Annotated in this window: 24 protein-coding genes; 22 read left to right on the top strand and 2 right to left on the bottom strand. The window is 40.4% G+C overall.

Annotated features, from left to right (window positions below; genetic code table 11):
* Window positions 1–12: 12 nt before the first annotated feature.
* The 18 genes from GXP67_RS08065 (at window position 13) to GXP67_RS07980 (ending at window position 15,746) form a co-directional block, all read left to right on the top strand.
* Window positions 13–546, top strand: a complete 534-nt coding sequence (locus GXP67_RS08065) for a DUF3341 domain-containing protein (protein WP_162442665.1) — start codon at window positions 13–15, stop codon at window positions 544–546.
* 28 nt (window positions 547–574) lie between these two features.
* Complete coding sequence (locus GXP67_RS08060) at window positions 575–1,231, top strand: c-type cytochrome (protein ID WP_162442664.1); 657 nt, start codon at window positions 575–577, stop codon at window positions 1,229–1,231.
* An 18-nt stretch (window positions 1,232–1,249) separates the two neighbouring features.
* Window positions 1,250–2,551: a quinol:cytochrome C oxidoreductase gene (locus GXP67_RS08055; RefSeq protein ID WP_162442663.1), complete on the top strand. Its 1,302-nt coding sequence runs from the start codon at window positions 1,250–1,252 to the stop codon at window positions 2,549–2,551.
* A 34-nt stretch (window positions 2,552–2,585) separates the two neighbouring features.
* On the top strand, window positions 2,586–3,731 hold the full coding sequence (locus GXP67_RS08050) for a cytochrome c oxidase subunit II (protein ID WP_162442662.1): 1,146 nt from the start codon (window positions 2,586–2,588) through the stop codon (window positions 3,729–3,731).
* A 19-nt stretch (window positions 3,732–3,750) separates the two neighbouring features.
* Complete coding sequence (locus GXP67_RS08045; RefSeq protein WP_162442661.1) at window positions 3,751–5,733, top strand: cytochrome c oxidase subunit I; 1,983 nt, start codon at window positions 3,751–3,753, stop codon at window positions 5,731–5,733.
* Between the two features lie 21 nt (window positions 5,734–5,754).
* Complete coding sequence (locus tag GXP67_RS08040; RefSeq protein ID WP_232065036.1) at window positions 5,755–6,771, top strand: COX15/CtaA family protein; 1,017 nt, start codon at window positions 5,755–5,757, stop codon at window positions 6,769–6,771.
* Window positions 6,768–7,667 (top strand): heme o synthase, encoded by a 900-nt coding sequence (gene cyoE / locus GXP67_RS08035; protein ID WP_162442660.1) that lies wholly within the window; start codon window positions 6,768–6,770, stop codon window positions 7,665–7,667. The genes GXP67_RS08040 and cyoE overlap by 4 nt, the downstream gene beginning before the upstream one ends.
* A gap of 5 nt (window positions 7,668–7,672) precedes the next feature.
* On the top strand, window positions 7,673–8,275 hold the full coding sequence (locus tag GXP67_RS08030; protein WP_162442659.1) for a cytochrome c oxidase subunit 3: 603 nt from the start codon (window positions 7,673–7,675) through the stop codon (window positions 8,273–8,275).
* Window positions 8,276–8,288: 13 nt separating this feature from the next.
* Window positions 8,289–9,068: a cytochrome c oxidase subunit 3 gene (locus GXP67_RS08025; protein WP_162442658.1), complete on the top strand. Its 780-nt coding sequence runs from the start codon at window positions 8,289–8,291 to the stop codon at window positions 9,066–9,068.
* Between the two features lie 67 nt (window positions 9,069–9,135).
* Window positions 9,136–9,465: a cytochrome C oxidase subunit IV family protein gene (locus GXP67_RS08020; protein WP_162442657.1), complete on the top strand. Its 330-nt coding sequence runs from the start codon at window positions 9,136–9,138 to the stop codon at window positions 9,463–9,465.
* Between the two features lie 4 nt (window positions 9,466–9,469).
* Window positions 9,470–10,177 carry an SCO family protein gene (locus GXP67_RS08015; RefSeq protein WP_162442656.1) on the top strand — a complete coding sequence of 236 codons (708 nt, stop codon included), beginning with the start codon at window positions 9,470–9,472 and terminating at the stop codon, window positions 10,175–10,177.
* Between the two features lie 6 nt (window positions 10,178–10,183).
* A complete protein-coding gene (locus GXP67_RS08010) occupies window positions 10,184–10,735 on the top strand; it encodes a DUF420 domain-containing protein (RefSeq protein WP_162442655.1) in 552 nt (183 codons plus the stop codon).
* 56 nt (window positions 10,736–10,791) lie between these two features.
* The gene (locus GXP67_RS08005) at window positions 10,792–11,091 is read left to right on the top strand and encodes a CAMCR motif-containing small membrane protein (RefSeq protein WP_317170121.1); all 300 of its coding nucleotides are present in this window, start codon (window positions 10,792–10,794) and stop codon (window positions 11,089–11,091) included.
* A gap of 646 nt (window positions 11,092–11,737) precedes the next feature.
* On the top strand, window positions 11,738–12,607 hold the full coding sequence (locus GXP67_RS08000; protein ID WP_162442654.1) for an STAS domain-containing protein: 870 nt from the start codon (window positions 11,738–11,740) through the stop codon (window positions 12,605–12,607).
* Window positions 12,600–13,010 carry an STAS domain-containing protein gene (locus GXP67_RS07995; protein WP_162442653.1) on the top strand — a complete coding sequence of 137 codons (411 nt, stop codon included), beginning with the start codon at window positions 12,600–12,602 and terminating at the stop codon, window positions 13,008–13,010. Before GXP67_RS08000 ends, GXP67_RS07995 begins: the two co-directional genes overlap by 8 nt.
* On the top strand, window positions 13,003–13,407 hold the full coding sequence (locus GXP67_RS07990; RefSeq protein WP_162447842.1) for an anti-sigma regulatory factor: 405 nt from the start codon (window positions 13,003–13,005) through the stop codon (window positions 13,405–13,407). Before GXP67_RS07995 ends, GXP67_RS07990 begins: the two co-directional genes overlap by 8 nt.
* Complete coding sequence (locus GXP67_RS07985) at window positions 13,397–14,422, top strand: ATP-binding SpoIIE family protein phosphatase (protein ID WP_162442652.1); 1,026 nt, start codon at window positions 13,397–13,399, stop codon at window positions 14,420–14,422. Before GXP67_RS07990 ends, GXP67_RS07985 begins: the two co-directional genes overlap by 11 nt.
* 4 nt (window positions 14,423–14,426) lie before the next feature.
* Window positions 14,427–15,746 (top strand): ATP-binding protein, encoded by a 1,320-nt coding sequence (locus GXP67_RS07980; protein ID WP_162442651.1) that lies wholly within the window; start codon window positions 14,427–14,429, stop codon window positions 15,744–15,746.
* A gap of 132 nt (window positions 15,747–15,878) precedes the next feature.
* On the opposite strand, the gene GXP67_RS07975 is transcribed toward GXP67_RS07980, so the two are convergent.
* Together GXP67_RS07975 and recA are read right to left on the bottom strand one after the other, a co-directional pair.
* Complete coding sequence (locus tag GXP67_RS07975) at window positions 15,879–16,604, bottom strand: hypothetical protein (RefSeq protein ID WP_162442650.1); 726 nt, start codon at window positions 16,602–16,604, stop codon at window positions 15,879–15,881.
* 260 nt (window positions 16,605–16,864) lie between these two features.
* The gene (recA, locus tag GXP67_RS07970) at window positions 16,865–17,938 is read right to left on the bottom strand and encodes a recombinase RecA (RefSeq protein WP_162442649.1); all 1,074 of its coding nucleotides are present in this window, start codon (window positions 17,936–17,938) and stop codon (window positions 16,865–16,867) included.
* Between the two features lie 184 nt (window positions 17,939–18,122).
* Between recA and GXP67_RS07965 the strand changes: the two genes are divergently transcribed.
* The 4 genes from GXP67_RS07965 (at window position 18,123) to GXP67_RS07950 (ending at window position 21,983) form a co-directional block, all read left to right on the top strand.
* Entirely contained in the window at window positions 18,123–19,346 is a 1,224-nt protein-coding gene (locus GXP67_RS07965) for a lipid A deacylase (RefSeq protein WP_162442648.1), read from the top strand.
* A complete protein-coding gene (locus tag GXP67_RS07960) occupies window positions 19,339–20,376 on the top strand; it encodes an aminopeptidase (protein WP_162442647.1) in 1,038 nt (345 codons plus the stop codon). Before GXP67_RS07965 ends, GXP67_RS07960 begins: the two co-directional genes overlap by 8 nt.
* Before the next feature lie 177 nt (window positions 20,377–20,553).
* On the top strand, window positions 20,554–21,348 hold the full coding sequence (locus GXP67_RS07955) for a DUF3108 domain-containing protein (protein WP_162442646.1): 795 nt from the start codon (window positions 20,554–20,556) through the stop codon (window positions 21,346–21,348).
* An 83-nt stretch (window positions 21,349–21,431) separates the two neighbouring features.
* Window positions 21,432–21,983, top strand: coding sequence for a peroxiredoxin family protein (locus tag GXP67_RS07950; protein WP_162442645.1), 552 nt, complete (start codon window positions 21,432–21,434; stop codon window positions 21,981–21,983).
* Window positions 21,984–22,100 lie beyond the last annotated feature (117 nt).

Raw genomic sequence — 22,100 nt, 5'->3', positions numbered from 1 at the left:
CAAATTTTCCAAATGGAGACAAGCAAGAAATATTTAGTAGGTATTTATGATGATGAGGATGTGCTGCTGAAAGCAGTGAAAAAGGTGCGCAGCAGTGGAGTAAAGATCCACGAATGCTATACGCCTTTTCCTATTCACGGGCTGGATGTAGCCTTAGGACATAAGCGGTCGAGGCTTCCTATTGCGGCTTTTATGTTTGGCCTTACCGGAACAACCTGCGCCGTGCTTATGATTTCGCTGATGATGGGCTATGACTGGCCTATGATCATTGGAGGTAAACCATTTGTGCCGATTCCTGACCTGGTGCCGGTTTCCTTCGAGCTAACCGTTTTGTTTGCTGCTTTGGGAATGGTAGCTACTTTCCTGATCACGAATAACCTGTGGCCCGGTAAACGCCCCCTGATGTTCGATAGCCGGAGCACAGACAATAAGTTTGTAATGGCCGTGGATTTAAGCAAAAACAAACTGGCTGCCGATGAGATCACCAGTATTCTAAAAAATTTCGGTGCTACTGAAGTAAATACCAAACAGGTTGAAATCAAATAGCTGCTTTCTGAATATGAGAATATCTCTTATGAAAAATAAAATATCAATTTTGTATGTAGGGTTAGCTATCCTGACTTTCTCATGTGGCAAAGACCCCAACAACCAAGGCGTAGAATATGCTCCCAATATGTATCATCCGGTGGCTTTTGAACCTCTAAAGCAGATCAAAAGCGAGCAGGATGAAGGAAAAAAAGTTCTTACAGAAGGAGAAGCAGATGATTACGAAAGTTCTAATGCGTATAATCCCTATGGGATGACCATGCTGCCGCCTGTACGGGGAACAGTAGCCAGAAGAAATTACCAGACGGTATATGGCGAAGGTGACAGCACCGTAACTGACCTGATGGTGTATAACATTCACCGTGACAGCATTGGGATTGCGGAACGTACCCTGAAAAATCCAGTACCAGCCAGTGAAGAAACTCTGGCAGAAGGTAAGGTATTATACAGCCGCTATTGTCAGCATTGCCATGGCGAAAATGGAAAAGGAGACGGGCTGGTAGGGCAACAATATAAAGGAGTACCCTCTTATACAGTAGGAAACTATAAAACCATGAACGATGGTCATATTTTCCATGTCATTACACATGGCAAAGGACGTATGTGGCCACATGGTTCACAAATTAATCCTGCTGAACGCTGGAAAATTGTTCATTACATACACGAATTACAAAAACTAGACTAACGATAACGCTTACAAACAATGGCTGAAGTAACACATCATACGCCTGTTAATATAGACGAACGCTATACCTTCACTCCCGAACTGCGCAAACGCTTGTTTACAGCAATTGGCATTGGTTTATTATTACTCATTGCAGGTATATTGCTGCTGATTTTTGGCCCGCATGAAGCTCATGGAGGCGAAGGCGCTGCCGCCGGAGGACATGGTTTTCATTGGTCAAAACGGTTGTGGGCAAACTTATGGCTGAATAACGTATATTTTACAGGTATTGCTGTAATAGGTGTATTCTTTGTAGCTTTTCAATATGTAGCGTACGCAGGGTGGTCATCCTCTATTAAAAGAATACCCGAAGCTTTTGGCGCATTTCTGCCGATTGCCGGTGTGATGATGATTATACTTTTTGTGGCAAGCAACCTGGTCGGCGATCAGCATATGTTTCACTGGGTGAACCACAATGTGTATGATCCTAACAGCCCGGAGTATGATGAAATATTAGTGGGTAAACATGGCTTTTTAAATGTGCCATTTTTCTTAATCAGAATGGTAATATACTTTGGAGCCTGGTATGCATTATGGCGTTTGCTCCGGAAAGAATCTTTATTGGAAGACCAGAATGGTGGCTTAATTCATTATGATAAAAGTATTACGCTCTCAGCTATATTCATTATCATCTTTGCTGTTACCTCTGTTATGTCTGCCTGGGACTGGGTAATGTCTATTGATGCACACTGGTTCAGTACTATGTTTGGCTGGTATATGTTTGCCAGCTGGTTTGTAGCCGGGCTTTCAACCATCACCCTTACAGTGATCTTCCTGAAAGAAGCCGGATATTTAAGTGTTGTTAACCAGAATCACCTGCATGACCTGGGTAAATTTATGTTCGCCTTCAGTATTTTCTGGACGTATGTGTGGTTTGCACAATTTCTGCTGATTTATTATGCGAATATTCCTGAAGAAACCATTTATTTTGTTGAGCGTCTGCATGGATATGATGGCAAGTATACAATCGTGTTTTTCATCAATATTTTTATAAACTTTTTGTTTCCCTTCCTAGTTCTCATGACAAGGGATGCCAAACGCCAGAATGTTTTTCTGAAAGTAGTAGCATCAGGTTTATTAATCGGACACTGGCTGGATTTCTATTTGATGATCATGCCTGGATCTGTTCAGGAAAATGGAGGTTTTGGTTTGCTTGAATTCGGGACTGTCTTAGTTTATGCCAGTGTATTCATTCTGGTGGTGGCTACAACCCTATCTTTAGGGCCACTGATTGCAAAAAACCATCCCATGCTGGAAGAGAGTATTCATCACGATATTTAAAAATAATCCAAGTACATTTTAAATAGTTTGATATATGGTAAATATAATTTTAGGTATCGGGGCTATTCTGATTGTGGTCATACTCTTTATGATCTTCAGGGTAGGAACTCTGATCTCAGTGGTACGGGGAACCCACAAAAAACGGGTAGATACAAGCAACAGGATCAATGCAGCCTTGTTTCTGGTGTTCTTTATCGTTGGTGGCTTCGCTGCGGTCTGGTCCTCTTTTTCGGCATCTGAGTTCTTTTTGCCGCAACCTTCTTCAGCGCATGGCAAAGACATAGACGACCTGTTCTGGATTTCTATGGGTGTGATTGGAGCTGTATTTGTAGCCACACACATTTTGTTGTTTTATTTTCCTTTCAAATACCAGTATAAAGAAGGCAGGGTAGCTAGTTTTTATCCTGATAACAATAAGCTGGAAGTAGTATGGACGATTATTCCGGCTATTGTACTTACCCTACTGGTGTTATCCGGCTGGAAAGTATGGCGGGATATTACGGCTGATGCACCCGAAAATTCAGAAGTAGTAGAAGTAATGGGTAAACAATGGAACTGGCTTATCCGTTATCCCGGTAAAGACAAACAAATGGGGTCTTATAATTTCCGTTTGATTGATGCCACCAATGAGTATGGGATGGATTTCGCCGATGAGAAGAATTTCGATGATTTTACAGCACCAGTGATGTATCTGCCTAAAGGTAAACCAGTATTGTTTAAAATCAGGGCCAGAGATGTATTGCACAGTGTATTTGTGCCACATTTCCGTTTAAAGATGGATGCTGTACCAGGTATGCCTACCAGGTTCTGGTTTACGCCTACCAAAACTACTCAGGAAATGCGGGATGAACTCAACAATCCTAAATTCAACTATGAAATGGCTTGTACTGAAATCTGCGGAAGAGCCCATTTTAGCATGCGTTTTCAAATCGTAGTGGTGGAAGAAGCTGAGTATAATAAATGGTATGCCGAACAGCAGTCATGGCTTTCTAAAAACAGAGATTATATGGCCAAAGTACCTGCTAATTTGAAGGAAAAGGCATTAAAAGTAATTGGTCCTGAAGGTGGTGAGCCTGCTGCAGGTGATGCTACTTCTGCTACAGATTCACAGCCTGTTCCAGCAGAGGTTCCGGTTAATCCGAATGTAGTTACAACCAAATCGAATGCTTCGATACAATAAACTCTAAAACATACTCTATATGTCAGCGGCAGATATTCACGTAACAGAACTTGGGCACGATGCCCATACCGATCATGACCATGATCATGATCACGACCATCATGGTAATTTTATCACCAAATATATTTTTAGTGAAGACCATAAAGTAATTGCCAAACAATACTTGATTACCGGTATTTTCTGGGCGGTGCTGGGTGGTTCATTATCTATGATATTCCGGATACAGCTTGGTTTTCCGGAAGCAAATATGGCCTGGCTAAAACCTGTTCTGGGCGACTGGATCAGTACCAGTGGTAAGTTAGATCCTGAATTCTATCTGGCTCTGGTTACCATGCACGGAACCATTATGGTGTTCTTTGTGCTAACAGCCGGCTTGAGCGGAACCTTCAGTAATTTCCTGATTCCCTTACAAATCGGAGCCAGAGATATGGCTTCTGGTTTTATAAACATGCTTTCCTACTGGTTCTTCTTCCTGTCTGGCGTGATCATGTTTATTTCCTTATTCCTTGAAACTGGTCCTGCCGGTGGAGGTTGGGTAATATATCCGCCATTGAGTGCCTTGCCACAGGCCATGAGTGGTTCTGGCTTGGGGATGACTTTATGGCTGGTAAGTATGGCTTTCTTCATTGTATCGTCATTGCTGGGAAGTATAAACTATATCACAACAGTAATTAACCTGAGAACGCGTGGGATGTCTTTTGCCAAGCTTCCCTTAACTATATGGGCATTTTTCCTTACAGCGGTAATTGGCATACTTTCTTTCCCTGTATTGTTTGCCGCTGCCTTGTTGCTAATTTTCGACAGGTCTTTCGGAACAAGTTTCTATTTGTCGGAAATTTATATTGGTGGAGAAGCATTGAACCATGTAGGAGGTAGCCCGATTTTATTCCAGCACTTGTTCTGGTTCCTGGGCCATCCGGAAGTATACATTGTATTATTGCCTGCCTTAGGGATCACATCAGAAATTATTGCTACCAATTCCAGAAAACCCATCTTTGGTTATCGTGCCATGATTGGTTCTATGATGGCTATCACAGTTCTGTCATTCGTAGTATGGGCGCACCATATGTTTGTATCTGGGCTGAATCCATTCTTAGGTTCTATATTTATGTTCCTGACATTAATTATTGCTGTGCCTTCTGCGGTAAAAGCATTTAATTATATTACTACTTTATGGAAAGGTAATATCATATTTACGCCAGCCATGCTATTCTCTATTGGCCTGGTATCGGTGTTTATTTCCGGTGGTTTAACAGGCGTTGCCTTGGGTAACTCAGCTATTGATATTCAGTTGCATGATACCTATTTCGTAGTGGCCCACTTCCACCTGGTAATGGGTAGTGCTTCTGCATTTGGATTGCTGGCTGGTGTGTATCACTGGTTCCCGAAAATGTTTGGCCGTATGCTGGATGCAAAACTGGGATACATTCACTTCTGGTTTACATTCGTAGGCGTATATCTGGTATTTTTCCCGATGCACTACATTGGAATTGCCGGCTTCCCTCGCAGGTATTATTCTTTCACCGGATTTGATGCGTTCAGCACATACTTAGATTTGAACCAGTTCATTAGTATTGCCGCCTTCATGACTGGCGCAGCACAATTGGTGTTCTTATTTAACTTCTTCTATAGCATTTTCCGTGGAAGAAGGGCACCCCAGAATCCTTGGCGCTCCAATACGCTTGAATGGACAGCTCCAATACATCCCGGACATGGTAACTGGGTAGGAGAAATCCCATCCGTGTACAGATGGCCCTATGATTACAGCAAACCTGGCGCACCTGAAGATTTTATTCCACAGCATATTCCATTCTCGGCTACACCGGAATCTAATTTCCCACACGAGCAGGGTTTGATAGGAAATGATATTGAAGATCCGGCAACTGGCGTAGTGTATGAAAGAGGCGAGGGTATAAATGCACCCACCGTAAAAGATCATCATATACCTAAGGGAAGTGCAGGGGCTGACCAGAATGTGAAGAATAATTCTGATACAGAATAAAACTACAATCAGTGAAAGCAGATGGAGATGAGCAAAGGCAACAAATATAACAGGTTTCAGAAGTCGGGTATTGTTACCATTGTTGCTGTCTATTTGCTGATCCTGGTGGGAGGAATTGTAAGAAGTACCGGTTCCGGAATGGGATGTCCTGACTGGCCGAAATGTTTTGGGAGCTGGGTTCCACCTACGGAGGTGTCTCAGCTCCCTTCTGATTACCAGCAGGTATATCATGACAGGGGTTATGCAGAAGTGGAATTTAATGTATATAAAACCTGGACAGAATACCTCAACCGGTTATTAGGTGCCCTAATTGGTATTTTTGTTTTTATCACCTTGCTTTATTCTATTCCTTACCTGAAATCAGATAAAGTGATCTTTTATCTGAGCCTGTTAAGCTTTATTCTGGTAGGTTTTCAGGGATGGCTGGGATCAGTAGTGGTAGCCACTAATCTGGCTCCCTGGATGGTAACGATACATATGCTGGTGGCGATTGTAATTGTATGTATACTTATATATACAGTAGCCAGGTCTTTTACAGGGAAAGTAGCTGTAGGAACTGTTGCCAACAAGCCATTGCTTAATAAATTATTGCTATTTCTGGTAACAGCTTCTTTGATACAGATTGTATTAGGCACACAGGTCCGGGAGACAATTGATGAAATTGCGCTTGCCCTGGGAGAAAGTCAGCGAATAAACTGGATCGGACAATTAGGCACTAGCTTTTATATTCACCGTACATTTTCTACGTTAATTTTGTTTGCGCACGTATATCTGTTCTATACACTGATGAAAGGGACAGCCAGAGAAGGGATGATTTATTTCTATACAAAACTATTGCTGATCACTATTATTGCTGAGATTATAGCAGGTGTAGGAATGGCGTATTTTGGAATTCCTGCTTTTCTGCAACCGGTACACTTACTGTTAGCCGTAGTAGCGATAGGTATACAATTTATTTTGCTTCTGTTATTGAACCAGGAGAAAGTATTTTCTAATACAGCTGTTTCACTCACAGATAAACAATTATCTTACAGATGATTACTACTAAAAACCAGATTGAAACGGGTACAGCCTCATTTGCTTTAAAAACCCGTGCTTATTTCGACTTATTGAAATTCAGGCTTTCGTTTACGGTTGCCTTTTCTGGAGCCATTGGCTATTTGCTGGCTTCCAGCCAACCCATAGACTGGGTACGAATGATTATATTTTCCCTGGCTGGTTTTCTGGTAACCGGTGCTTCAAATATCATTAACCAGATTATTGAAGTAGACCTGGATAAACTCATGCGCCGTACAGCAAATCGCCCTTTGCCTTCGGGCCGGTTGACTATAAAAGAAGCTACTATCTTTGCTTTAATTTTAGGATTTGGGGGATTGTACCTGTTATTTACCTATATCAATCTGCTTTCCGGACTATTAACTTTTCTATCGCTGGTATTGTATGCTTTTGTATATACACCTTTAAAAAGAGTAGGTCCTGTTGCTGTATTTGTGGGTGCTTTTCCAGGTGCTTTGCCTCCCTTGATCGGCTGGGTAGCAGCTACCAATATGCTATCTACAGAAGCATTTACCTTATTTGCCATACAATTCATCTGGCAGTTTCCGCATTTCTGGGCCATTGCCTGGGTGCTGGATGAAGATTACAAAAAAGCTGGCTTTAAACTGCTTCCCTCCGGAGGTGGACGTGATTTACACACCGCCTTCCAGATTATGATCTATACCTTGTTTTTGATACCGCTGGGTATATTGCCGGCTAAGTTTGGTATCACCGGAATCAATGCTGCCTTAATTGCGGTAGTATGTGGTTCTTTATTTTTAATGCAGACGTTTTATTTAATGAAAGAATGTTCCAGGAAAGCTGCCCTGCAAATGATGTTTGGCTCGTTTATTTACCTGCCTGTGGTGCAGATTGCTTTCCTGCTCGATAAAGTGTAATTCTGATGAGAACTGAAAAAATAAGTAATAAAGAGATTGAGTTGTGGCAGGAAGAGCCACAGCAGCCACTGTCAATGCATCCGAAGAAATTCGCTGTATGGTTGTTTATTGTAAGTATAGTTATGATTTTTGCCGCCCTTACCAGCGCTTATCTGGTAAGAAGGGCCGAAGGAAACTGGCTGGAATTTGAATTGCCTGCTATTTTCTGGATTAATTCTGCCATTTTGCTGGCAAGTAGTATAAGCATACAATGGGCATATTTCAGTGCCAAAAAAGATAACCTGAATTCACTAAAGGCAGGCATGGTATTAACAGTCGTGCTGGCAATTGCGTTTCTGGTAGGACAATGGTATTCCTGGGTAGCGTTGGTAGACCGGCAAGTGTTCTTTGTAGGCAACCCATCCGGTTCGTTTCTATATGTACTTACCGGCTTGCATGCTGTACACCTGGTTACCGGACTGGTATTTCTGGTGATTATGTTGATCGCTTCTTTCCAGTTTAAAATACATGCAAAAAGTATGGTACGTATGGAAATGTGCACTACTTACTGGCATTTTTTAGATATTCTTTGGCTATATTTGTTCGTTTTCTTATTAATTAACCATTAAATCGATTTTTCACATGTCAACTGCAAGTACGGTAATTGATAAACCCAAAAAGAAAGGCAGCATCTGGGATGGTGGTAACGAGCCCTTAAAGGCAAGTTACGGCAAACTGATGATGTGGTTTTTCCTCTTATCTGATGCTTTCTCCTTTTCTGCTTTACTCATTACCTACGGATTAATCCGTTTCAGTCATACTGCGTATAACCCGGAAATACATGGTGCCTTTAAATTCTCCCAGGCATACTGGCCTATACCGGAAAAAGTATATGAAGCCGTACCCTTTTTACATGGTTATTCATTGCCGCTGGTATTTGTGGGTATTATGACGTTTATTCTCATCATGAGCAGTGTAACGATGGTATTGGCGGTAGAAGCGGGTCACCGGAACGACAAACATGATGTGGAAAAATGGATGTTATGGACAATTCTGGGCGGTTTTGCTTTCCTGGGCAGCCAGGCCTGGGAATGGGCTCACTTTATACACGGAACTGAGGATGGTTCACTGGTGCGGTTAATTGAAAATGGAAATGTGGTAGAAAAAACAATTTTTGGTGCAAATCTGGTCATTAATCAGTATGGCCCTCCGGCTTTTGCTGATCTGTTCTTTTTTATCACAGGCTTTCATGGAACGCACGTATTTAGTGGGGTTATCCTGAACATGCTTATCTTCTTTAATGCTGCCACTGGCGTATATGAAAGAAGGGGCCACTACGAAATGGTAGAAAAAGTAGGTTTATACTGGCACTTTGTAGATCTGGTATGGGTATTTGTGTTTACCTTCTTCTACCTGATTTAATTCAATCTATTTTCGTATAAAATAATTAATAAGAGCAAGATTTTTTACTATAAAACAGATAATAACAATGGCTGGACATTCTGATTCCCAACATCATGCTTCAACCGGTGGCGTAGCTAAACCACAAACAAAAGTGATATGGCGTACTTTCTGGATACTGTTTGCGATTACGGCTCTGGAATTCTTAATTGCCTTCACTATGACCCATGGCTGGTTCCGGGTTTCTATTTTCGTACTGATGACCCTGGTAAAAGCATTTTATATTGTGGGTGAGTTTATGCACCTGAAAGGGGAAGTAAAAACCCTGATATGGTCTATTGTGGTTCCGCTCGCTTTCATTGTATGGTTTATTGTAGCCTTACTGGTAGAAGGCGATGCCATTTTACAAGTAAGATAAATTTATGCGTACCCCATTAAAAGCCGGATTGCTAATTTTGCTGTTAGTAATACCGGCTTTAGCATTTCTATTTCTGAAAAACTTTGGCCGGAACGAGTATTCTCTTCCCAGGTATATTCCTCAGCTTGATTCTACAAGCGGTGAAATACTGATGAAAACAAGTGTAGTAGATGGCAAAGAGATAATGGATACCGTTTTCCATACCGTACCAGGATTTAACCTCACAGACCAGCATAATACCCAGGTAACTGGCGAAATAGTAAAAGGAAAAATTCATGTGGCTGATTTCTTTTTTGCAAGGTGCCCAGGTATCTGTCCAAAAATGTCGTCCCAGTTGCAGCGGGTACAGGAGCAATTTCTCAATAATCCGGATGTAGTCATTCTATCCTATACAGTCGATCCGGAACATGATTCTGTGGAGGCTTTACAAAATTATGCCCAGCAATATGGCGCTGTAAAAGGAAAATGGTCTCTGCTGACCGGCGACAGAAGCCAGTTATATAATTTAGCAAAAAGAGGATATTTTGTAACTGCTAAAGAAGGAAATTTGCAAAGTGCAGACATTGAAGAGAACTTTGTTCATACAGATAAGTTTATTCTGGTAGACAAGGAAGGCCACATCCGGGGATTTTATAATGGTACTGATCCCAAAGATGTAGACCGCCTGAACCTTGAAATAAAAATTCTGATAGACCACTATAAAACGCAATAAGTTTGTATGAACCACCCTGTTGAAATTTCGGAGAAAAAAAATAACACCTATTTGATTATCATTGGAATTCTATCGGTAGTAATTCCGGTGGTAGTAGCAATTCTGATGTTTATTCCGCAAACAGGCAAACTGGGTGACCTGAATGTATCTTTCCTACCTCATTTGAATGCCGTTCTCAATTCTGCTACAGCTATAGCGCTCGTTTCCGGATTTATTTTTATCCGTAAAGGGAAAAAACAATATCACATTACGGCTATGATTACAGCTTTTGTGTTATCATCTGTTTTTTTAATATCCTATGTAATTTATCATTACCAGGCTCCGGCTACTAAGTTTATGGGTGAAGGATTTATCAGAGGTGTATACTTTTTTATATTGCTAACACACATTATCTTAGCAGCTGTGGTTGTTCCGTTTGTACTGCTGAGTATTTATTTTGGTATCTCTAAGCAATACCAGAAACACCGCAAAATTGTTAAATGGACGTTTCCTATCTGGTTATATGTAGCCGTTACCGGTGTAATTGTATACCTGATGATCAGGCCGTATTATAGTTAATCAGGCGAACCTATCGCAACCTTAAACTGTTAAAGTATAGATAAATTTTTACTGCAATGATGAAACTACTGGTAAAAAAGGCGTGGATTGTAATCTGTTTGTTAACCCTGCTGAGCCTCTTACCTCAAGAAACCAATGCTCAGTGTGCCATGTGCCGGGCTACGGTAGAAAATAATGTCAGCTCTGGTGAAAGCTCCATCGGTGCCGGCTTAAATAAAGGAATCTTATTTTTACTGGCAACTCCTTATGCTATTTTTTGCGTGATAGCTTATTTCTGGTACCGCAATAGCAGAAGGGAATATGAAAAACGCCTCAAAACTGCAAGCTATAGTAGAAGCAAAGTGTCCCCGGCGTAGACAAGAGGATATTTTCAAATATAGCAACCTCCAGCTAAACAAATTCACAGAAACAAATTACTATTATCCGGTATGTGGGCTCAAATATAAAATAGAACCCAGATTCTTTATTGTGGCTAATTATAAAAGTTATGCTATGTCGGTAGCGCTGGCTTTTATAGGTGGTGGAGTAATATTTAGGAAATGATCCGGCATTCTGGATTTATTAGGACTTGCACTTACACTAATCATACTGCTTCCTTGTATGTTTCGGTATTTATAGCTATTACTTTATTTTTTCTCAGGTATCAGTTATAACCATTACATTTCCTGATGAGGAAAAATAGCTGTATCCGGTAAAGGAAATCAGGGGTAATAAAGGTCGGTAATGTTAAAAAGGATGCTATGTATTAGAGTTTTTAACATAGATAAAGGCACTTTTACATCTTGATACAATCTGTTTGTCTTGAATGGAAAAAGTATCTGGTAAATAATGCAAGAAATAGTATATTACAGTTTACTTAATAGTAAAAAACTATTTTTAGAATAAACAGCTCAGCGCTCAATATTTAATTATTTTTTAATTCTGATCTATCTATTATTTATATTTTTACTCCCACTCACCCATACCCGACTAGATTATTTTTATTAACACGATTAGGCAAATATGAAAAACCAAACCTTTAAGTTTTTACAGAAAAATAAAAAGCAAGTATTAGAAGCATGGATGAACAATCAACTTGAGGACCAAACACTTCGGGATGATTTAATGTCTAACGACGAGTTGCGAAAACAATCAGACGAACTACTAACTACTTTTCTCAAAGCCCTCAATTCCGACAATTTAGATAATATTCAATCCAGGGAATTTGAGCCGGTAACTGATATTTTAAATGAAATATCTATTTCGAGAGCCAGAAAAGGGTTTTCTCCTAGGGAGACAGGGCTGTTTGTGCTGAGCTTGAAACAAGCCCTTTCCCAATTGCTGGAAAAAGAATATTCAGAAGATCCAAAGACACTGTATGAAGCTTTTACTACTATCCATAAACTGCTCGATAGTTTAAACATCCTTACCTTTGAAACCTTTATTAAAGGCCGGGAAGAAGTAATTGTAAGGCAAACTGATGAAATGAGTGAAATTTCTACCCCTGTCATCAGGGTATGGGAAGGGGTAGTGGCCTTGCCTATTATTGGTACACTCGATAGCATGCGCACCCAGATCGTGATGGAAAATTTATTGCAGGAAATTGTAACGACCGGAAGCAGCATTGCCATTCTGGATATTTCCGGCGTACCTGCGGTAGATTCACTGGTCGCACAACATCTGTTAAAAACGGTAAGCGCTACAAGGCTCATGGGTGCCGAATGTATCATTAGCGGCATCAGGCCGGAAATTGCCCAGACTATTGTTCATTTAGGCATTGACCTTTCCCATATTAAAACCAAAGCCTCCCTTGCCAGTGCATTAAAATTAGCATTCTCTATGCTGAGCCTGGAAGTGAAAAAGATAGAAAAAAACCGGCAGACCAATGGATAGAATACCAATACTTAAGATGGGTCAGTTTCTGCTGGTTACCATACAGGTAGATTTATACGACCGGCTGGCGCTCAGTTTAGAAAGTGATCTGATAAATATGGTGAGCCATACAGAAGCAAAGGGGGTATTGATAGATATTTCTGCGGTAAGCATTGTGGATTCATTTATGGGAAGAATTCTGGGAAATATCGCTTCTATGACTAAGATTATGGATGCTGAAACCGTAGTGGTAGGAATGCAGCCTGCCGTGGCTATAACCCTGGTAGAATTAGGATTAACCTTATCTGGTGTACATACCGCTTTAAATGTAGAAAAAGGGATGGAACTTCTTCAAAAGCGGATTGGTGACGACCAAGCTGGATCTAACCAAACAGAAGAGGAAGAAGATGATCGTAATGACTAAAGAATCCATGCAGATTACAAAAGAGCAAGATGTAATTCTGTTTCGGAACCGGGTAAAAGAATTTGCCACTAAAATCGGCATGAGTATCCTCAACCAGACCAAGCTCATTACTGCCGCAAGTGAACTGGTGCGTAATATGCTAAAATATGCCAATGGCGGTACTGTGCTGCTGGAAGTGATTAGCAAAGAGAGAACTACCGGAATTAAACTAACTTTTTCTGACAAAGGCCCTGGAATTGCCGATATCAAACAGGCGATGCAGGATGGATTTTCTACCGGAAAAAGTCTGGGACTAGGGCTGCCTGGGGCCAAAAGACTTGTAAATGAATTTGATATTAAAAGTGAACTAGGCAAAGGTACTACTGTTACAATTATCCGCTGGAAAAATGGAATTTAATGCGCATCAGCTTTTTCCGGTTGCGGATAGAAGTTATTTTAATATCATCAAAAGGGAAATACAAAAACTGGCAGAGGAAAACGGCTTCAGCGAAAACAAACGCGGTAAAATAGATATTATCATATCTGAACTAACATCCAACCTGATCAAACATACTACGCAGGGGGGAGAAATCCTGGTAAAACTTACCGGGAAAGACAAAGTGACAGGCATAGAAATTATAGCGGTAGACAATGGACCAGGTATGGCCGATCCGCAGCGGATGATGGAAGATGGATTCTCTACCGTAGGCTCGAAAGGAGAAGGCTTGGGTGCCATTAAACGCCTGTCTGATGATTTTGATTTATATTCATTACCTGGAAATGGCACCATCATTTTGTCGCGGGTATATATTAATGATAAAAGCAAAAAACCTAAAAGTGAACCCGAATCTATTCAAGTACGTGCTGTAATGGTAGCTAAATCCGGGGAGACATATAGTGGAGATGGATGGTATATATTGCCTTATCAAAATAAATGGGCTATTGTTACCCTGGACGGTTTAGGACATGGCCAGCATGCACATGAGGCCGCATCGGAAGCCATCCAATCCTTTACAGAAAATTTATCCGATGATCCGGTAATGGTATTGAAACATATTCATGAAGATATACGCAAAACGAGGGGCGCTGTAGGAGCAATTACCCTTATGCATCCTAAAGAAAATTCACTTACTTTTTGTGGAATTGGCAATATTGCTGGTAAGATTGTTTCAATAGATGGCTCTAAAAATTTATTGTCTTATAACGGGACTTTAGGTCATAACATCCCTAATACGATCAATAATCATATTCACCCCTGGAGTGAAGGTTCTTTGCTGATTCTACATTCTGATGGATTAAAATCAAAATGGGACATAAGTAAATACCCTCTTCTGAAAAGACATGATGCGAGTATAATTGCAGCCGTTTTATATAAAGATCACACCCGCCGGACAGATGATGTATTAGTAATTGTAGGCAAGAATAATAAATAAGCTTATGCTAAAATATGTTCACCAGAATATTGTGAAGATCAGTTTAGTGAATGAACTGGATATTGTACTTGCCTATAAGCGAGCCAAACAATTAACACAATTAACCGGTATGGCTATACCTACCCAGACAAAGTTTGCCACAGCAGTTTCTGAGATTTGTAGAAATGTACTGGAACATGTGGGAGAAGGAACCATTAAGTTTAGCATTGGAGAGCTTGAAAGAAGCATGTATATCGAAGCCTTGATTATAGATTTTGGCAGAGGGATACCGAATGTAGAAGAGATCTTAAAACGGAATGTTATAGCCACAACAGGTAAAGGGTGGGGAATTGCTAATGCTAAAAAACTGGTAGATCATTTCACTATACAAAGCGAAAATAATAAAGGTACCAAAGTGTATTTATTAAAAAAAATACCTGCCAATCATCCGCCCATTAATAAAACCATAGTACAAGGCTGGAATGAATATTTCTCGCATGAAATGAGTATTTCTCCCTATGAAGAGATAAAACAACAGAATATCCAGATTCTGGAAGTAATGGAGGCGCTACAGATTAAACAGATGCAAACCGAGCATCAGATGGATGAAATTAAAGCCTTACACGAAAATGTAACGGCGCTGTTAAAGGAAAGGGAAGAGGCGAATCTATTACTCCAAAAGATGAACAAAGAACTGGAAGATTTTGCTTATACCGTTTCCCATGACCTGAAAGCGCCTCTGCGCAACATAGAAGGAATTACACGTCTGTTAAAAAAATTCGCATTGTCCACTGGTGATGAACAGGTTAGCCTGCAATTTGATATGCTGAGTGAACAGGTACAACGCATGGAAAAATTAATTACAGGTATCTTATCCTACGCAAAATCCGGACGGCAGAATCTGGAACAGACCAGTGTAAATGTAGCTACGCTTTTACATGAGATTAAAGATACGATCATGATTCCTGAAGGAATTAGCATTCATATTGGACAGGATATGCCTATGTTACATACGGAGGAGATTTATCTGCGCCAGATTTTTACAAACCTACTTGAAAATGCCATTAAATATCATGATAAAACAGAGGGGAATATTTCCATCAGCAGCCAGCAGAAAGGGTCTTTTTTTGAGTTTGCTGTGAAAGATGATGGGCCAGGTATTGATGAAGAACACCATGAGAAAATATTTAAAATGTATTACTCCCTCCACACCTCAGGCGTGAAAGATAGTACAGGCCTGGGATTATCTATTATAAAAAAAATAACTTCGGAGAAAGGCGGAAAAGTTTGGGTAGAATCGAAGGGCAGAGGATCTACTTTTATATTTACCTGGCCGGCTGAATAAAACTAAAATGAGTACTTCTATATAAGCTTGTGCAAATTGCCTTAGGGCATCAACAAATCTTTTTGCAAATATATCAAACCATACAACAACTGTAAATTTCAATCCTGAGAGATAACAGTTGTATATGTCTCATCACCTAAATGCTGGTATTTCACGTTTGAATATTTTGCTTAAGAGTATTCCACCAACAATCAGTATTATATAATCGATCGTGATTATGACTATCTCAAATAGGTATTCCCGGTGAATGCCATATACAAGAGAAATGATAATAAAGGAAGCCAGGGTAAGTAAAAAACCTGTGATAAATACCCACCGCAAAGATCTTCCGGGCTGGCTTGTTCTTGAAAAAACGGGTACTACACAAAAGAATGAAAAACTCATGAGTAAATATCCCAGTTCTTCGAGGGCGATAAAAATTCCGTGTGAGTTATATTGTGTTACTAGGGCGATACCTTCCGTTTCATTATTCACCAAGCTTGGCTGAATTACGGCTACTTGAACAAAATAATCTATCAGGAGAACTACTGCCGAAAGTAAGGAAAAGCTTAATCCAAGCTGGCTGAATAGCTTATTTTCCTCAGCCGTTTGCTGGTGAATGCATACCATCAGTATTACATAAAGTACCATCAATACTATAGCCGGGTACATCCAGAAATAATCTCTTGGAAAACGCGAACTAATATCAGTAAAAGGATATTCCAGGCAACCCTCTGCACATAAAGGCCCGGATAGTGGTGGGGTGAATATAGCGATAGCAAAAGTTACGATAGCTACCATTGTTGTAAGGATGGCTGTATAGTACGCAAATCTGTTTGTGGTTACTTCACTTCTGAGGGGAAGATTGGGCTGTATCATTGTGCATCGAATTATTTAATGATTGATAAACATGATCAGACTTTTAGCTGGTATGGGTCTTTGCCAGAAGCTTTATACAGTGGAAAGCTCAACACAACCTAGCTTATTTATTTACCAATCACACTGACAATCATCAATTTCATTCATGATGTAAATCAGCAAAGGCACAGAGCATATAGAGAAATAAACCTATTGGCCCATTAAAAGCAAAAAGCCATACAAACTTGTATGGCTTTTTATATATCTAAAAAAATAGAGAATTATGCTTCGTCTTCAAAATCTTCTACCGGGGCTTTTACACCAGCTTTGGCAAGTTTTTCCTCACCTACGGCTACATCGCCGCTTTTGATCTTAGCGCGGATTTTGTTTTCGATCTCATTCATCAGTTCCGGATTGTCCTGCAGGATATTTTTTACACCATCCCGTCCCTGACCAAGTTTGTTGCCATCATAGGAGAACCAGGAACCAGATTTCTTAATAATCTCTAATTCTACACCCAGGTCAAGAATTTCACCTACTTTAGAAATACCTTCTCCATACATAATGTCAAACTCAATCACTTTAAAAGGAGGAGCTACTTTATTTTTAACCACTTTTACTTTGGTACGGTTACCAATAATGTTATCTGCCCCTTCTTTGATTTGTCCGATACGGCGGATATCCAGGCGAACCGAAGCATAGAATTTGAGGGCATTCCCACCGGTAGTGGTTTCGGGGTTACCAAACATCACACCGATTTTTTCACGCAACTGGTTAATAAAGATACAGCAGCAGCCGGTTTTATTAATCGTGCCGGTCAGTTTACGCAGGGCCTGTGACATCAGACGGGCTTGTAAACCCATTTTACTGTCGCCCATTTCACCTTCCAGTTCACCACGGGGAACCAGGGCAGCAACAGAGTCAATAACAATAATGTCAATAGCACCAGAACTGATCAGGTGTTCAGCAATTTCAAGTGCTTGCTCTCCATTATCAGGCTGTGAAATCAACAGGTTTTCGGTATCAATGCCTAATTTTTGTGCATAGGTCCGGTCGAAAGCATGTTCTGCATCAATAAAAGCAGCCAGGCCACCGGCTTTCTGCGCTTCGGCAATGCAATGCATGGTAAGCGTAGTTTTACCGGAAGATTCAGGGCCATATATCTCGACAACTCTGCCTCTGGGCAAGCCACCAATTCCTAAAGCGATATCCAGGCCCAGGGAGCCGGTAGAAATAGCAGGAATATCTACTATTTTTTCGTCGCTTAACCTCATCACAGTACCTTTACCGTATGTTTTGTCCAGCTTTTCAATGGTGGTCTGTAAGGCTTTTAACTTTGCTGATTTATCAGTCATTTTGAAAGTTTTTGTGTTAAATTTACTGGTTTTACTATTAGTTTTGAGGTAACAAGTTACGCACTTTTTCCCGAAACTAATAGATTTTATGCGTAAATATTGTGATCTTTTTTGCCTGAAGTAATGCAAAAAAACTATCTTTCGGGCCTTAAAAATCCTGCCTTTTACCAGCTCTTTTCCTGACATGCGTCTTACCTTTGCGGCTTTTTTTTGCTTGTATGTACTGCTCTTTTGCCAGGGGTTTGCGCAACTGAATAACAGTGCATTTACTTTTTACGATACCCTCCAGCCGGCTCATGAAAACAGATTGAACCTGTCTGTGCATTCCTTCAGCTTCTTTAAAAACAATGAATATTTCAACGATATTGTACCCGGGTATACCTTGTTCGGTTACCAGCTCCATCCCGAACTGACCTATCAGCCTTCTGCCCATATGAAACTGAGAGCTGGCGTTTTTGCCTGGAAAGATTTTGGCAACCCTTCCTATACAAGTTTTGAACCCACGTTTAGCCTGAAATACCAGAAAGATTCATTTGCCCTTATTTTCGGAACCCTGGAAGGAGCCTTAACTCACCAGCTAATCGAACCTTTATTAGATTTTGAACGGATCATCAACAAGCGCCAGGAAAATGGCCTGCAATTCTTATATAATAAAAAAAGGATACGGGCTGATCTCTGGGTAGACTGGCTGCGGATGATTTATAAAGATTCGCCTTTTCAGGAAGAAATTTCTGTAGGATTTTCCGGAGCCTTTACCTGGGTGAGAAAGAATAATTTTGTCCTGGAAAGTCCGCTGCAAATCCAGATATTCCACCGGGGCGGACAAATCGGACAATATGCCAATAATCTAACCAACTGGTTTAACGGAGCGCTGGGAATCAGTAGCCAGCATTTACTAGGTTCAAGCACAAACATCCGCAAGATCAGAATGGATGCCTACGCAACCTGGTTTCAGGATTTCTCTTCCCGGAAAGTGAATATATATGCATATGGCAGTGGCCTGTATTTAAATATGTCGCTGGAAAGCAAATGGCTGGAAATTATGGCTTCATACTGGCAGGCGAACCGTTTCCGTTCCTGGCAGGGAGGAAATCTGTATCAATCGGTGGCTGTATTTCCGCCCCGCATCAGTATTGCCCCTCCTGATCCGGATGAAAAACCAGAAAAACCTAATCCCAGAGTACTTGCACAGCCAGCAGATACCTTACCTTACCATGAAACAGACCGGGAACTGCTAATTATCCGGTTGATGAAGGATTTTAAAATAATGAATGGCCTGGTTTTTACGTTACGAATAGAACCTGTGTATAACCTGCCTATGGGTACTTTTGAGTTTTCGCACGGATTTTATATAACCTACCGGCAGAATTTTTTGTTAAAGAAAGTTAAACCTCTGGAAAGTGATTAAAAAGATTATTTATACCATTCTGATTATTCTAGCCTTGCTGGTGATCTGGCAGTATGAACTGGTCTGGTATGGAATTGGGCAAGGCTACGGGCAATTACGGATTATTTACAATGCCCGGCCGCTGCAAGAATACATGGCTGATCCTGCTTTTCCTGATTCACTCAAGCGTAAACTCACCCTGATTCAGGAGATCCGGAAGTATGCCATAGATTCTCTGGGTATCAATGATTCGGATAACTATACAACCGTATATGACCAGAAAGGCAAACCAGTACTTTGGGTCGTAACCGCCTGTGAACCTTATAGCCTGGAACCGGTAGAATGGAAATTTCCTTTACTAGGGGCTTTTACGTACAAAGGTTTTTTTGAGTATGGAAAAGCACAAAAGCAGGAAGCTGAATTAAAAAAAGAAGGACTGGATACGGAAATTGATGAAGTAGCTGGCTGGTCTACGTTAGGATGGTTTAAAGATCCAATTCTGACTAGTATGCTGGAACGCAACGAAGGGCAACTCGCAAATCTGATCATTCATGAATTGACGCATGCTACTTTGTACATCAAAAACAATGTGGAGTACAACGAGAACCTGGCCAGTTTTGTAGGCGATCATGGAGCGCAGCAGTTTTTAATGTACAAATACGGCATAGATTCCAGAGAATACCGCCGCTATGAAAACGGAAAATATAACCGGGAAAAATACACCGCACATATCTTACGTGGGGCCGATCTGCTGGATAGTTTGTATAAAAATTTTACGTCAACGGTTACCAGGGCTACCAAAGATACATTGAAGTATCACTTGATCCGGAAAATTATGGATACGGCTGATACACTGACATATGCAGGAGTGAGAAGTGATACAAACCGGGTAGTTGAAAAAGAAGAACCTTTGCCGAACAATACCTATTTTGCAGATTTTATCCGCTACCGTGCCAGGCAAAACCAGTTTGAGCAAGAGTTCAGAACAAAATTTAAGTCGGATTTTAAAAAGTATCTGGCCTATCTGAAACAAACCTATCGTTCTCTGTAAGAACAGATGGCCAGTATGAAGGTAATATTACATAAGCCTGGGTTGATTTAAAAAAATGATAAATCTGTTTTTAAGATATTTCGTTAATTTTATATGCCCTCATCAGCATAAAAGCTGATGTTTGTTTGGGCAACTGGTATAACATTTGAGCGTTTTGCAATAAATTTAAACTAAGCCATGCGAAAGCTGTTTATATATGTGATTCTGGTTGTGTTGGCTTGCGGATTTATAATGAAGGATTCTTACCGGCGCGTGATTAATGAAAGTTTCACAGCTGGCGAAGTTCTGGAATACAGATTACACTACGGTTTTTTGAATATAGGTGAAAGTGTAATTGAGGTAAGTCCAACCCTATACAGAATTAATGAAAGGATATGTTATAAGGTAAATGTATCTGGAAGGACTTCCGGTACCTTTGAGGTAGGTTACAAAGTGCGTGATACGTGGCGTTCGTATATTGACACAAGTGCGCTGATTCCGCAGCGGTTTTATACTAATATTCAGGAAAATAAGTACCGGAAAGAGGAATGGGTATTTTTTGACCATATCCGGAAAACTGTCCGGTCGGAGGAGAAAAACCAGGAAACCAAAGAATTTACCATTCCTTCCAACGTTCAGGATCTGGTAAGCGGCTATTATTACCTGCGGACACTGGATTTTAACAAATACCGGGAAGGAGATACGATTGCGGTAAGTGCCTTTTTCGATGATGAATTCTACAATTTTAAGGTTAAATTCAGGGGTAGGGGAGAGGTAAAAACCAAATTCGGTAAGATTAAGTGTTTAAAAATAACACCTATTATGCCCGATAATCAATTATTTAAAGACGAAAATGCCATCCGCATCTGGATATCGGATGATGAAAATAAGATACCCATTAAAGTTGAGTCGGAGTTCTCTTTCTTACCTGGTGTGATAGAAGTTGAACTCAAACGGCACAAAGGCTTAAAAAATGATATTCATTTTTACTGATAGCTCTCTTTTAAGCAGATTATTGTTTTTCGAGAGATTAATTAATTTTCCAATTTTTACATCTTCAAATTTTTAAACTTATTATGTCATATATTAAAACTTTATTGCTGACCAGCGTCTTACTGCCGCTGATTTCTTTTACCGCTTTTCAACCTCAGACAATGGAGGTAAACAAACAGGCTGTTGTTCTTCGGAAAGATGCGCCGGAAGTGGGCAAAAAAGCGCCTGATATCGAACTGACAGATATTAATGGAAAAACCATTAAACTATCTTCCCTGAAAGGAAAAGTAGTGCTGATCGATTTCTGGGCTTCCTGGTGTGGACCTTGCCGTAAAGAAAATCCCTATACGGTGGAAATATATAATGCCTATAAAGACAAAGGCTTCACTGTATTCAGTGTTTCCATCGATCAGAGCAAAGACAAATGGATAAAAGCCGTTGAGAAAGATGAACTGGTGTGGCCGTATCATGTAATTGACCCCAAAGGGTGGTATGGCAAAGCAGCTACTACTTATAAGGTTGAAGCTATTCCGGCTACTTTTCTGGTTGATAAAGATGGGACCATTGTAGCTACCGACCTGAGAGGTGCCGAACTGGATAAAACCTTGAAAAAAATGTTTAAAGAAAAAGCATAATAGTAAAGTCTGATTTGTCAGAATGTAATAAAATATTCTGAGAGAGTAGTTTATAAACTAAGGAGGGTGGCAGCAAAATCTAAACTTTTGCTGCCACCCTCCTTAGTTTTTGAATAA

It is taken from the genome of Rhodocytophaga rosea, assembly GCF_010119975.1.
Taxonomy (GTDB): domain Bacteria; phylum Bacteroidota; class Bacteroidia; order Cytophagales; family 172606-1; genus Rhodocytophaga; species Rhodocytophaga rosea.
This window is presented reverse-complemented; position numbering and strand designations above follow the sequence as displayed.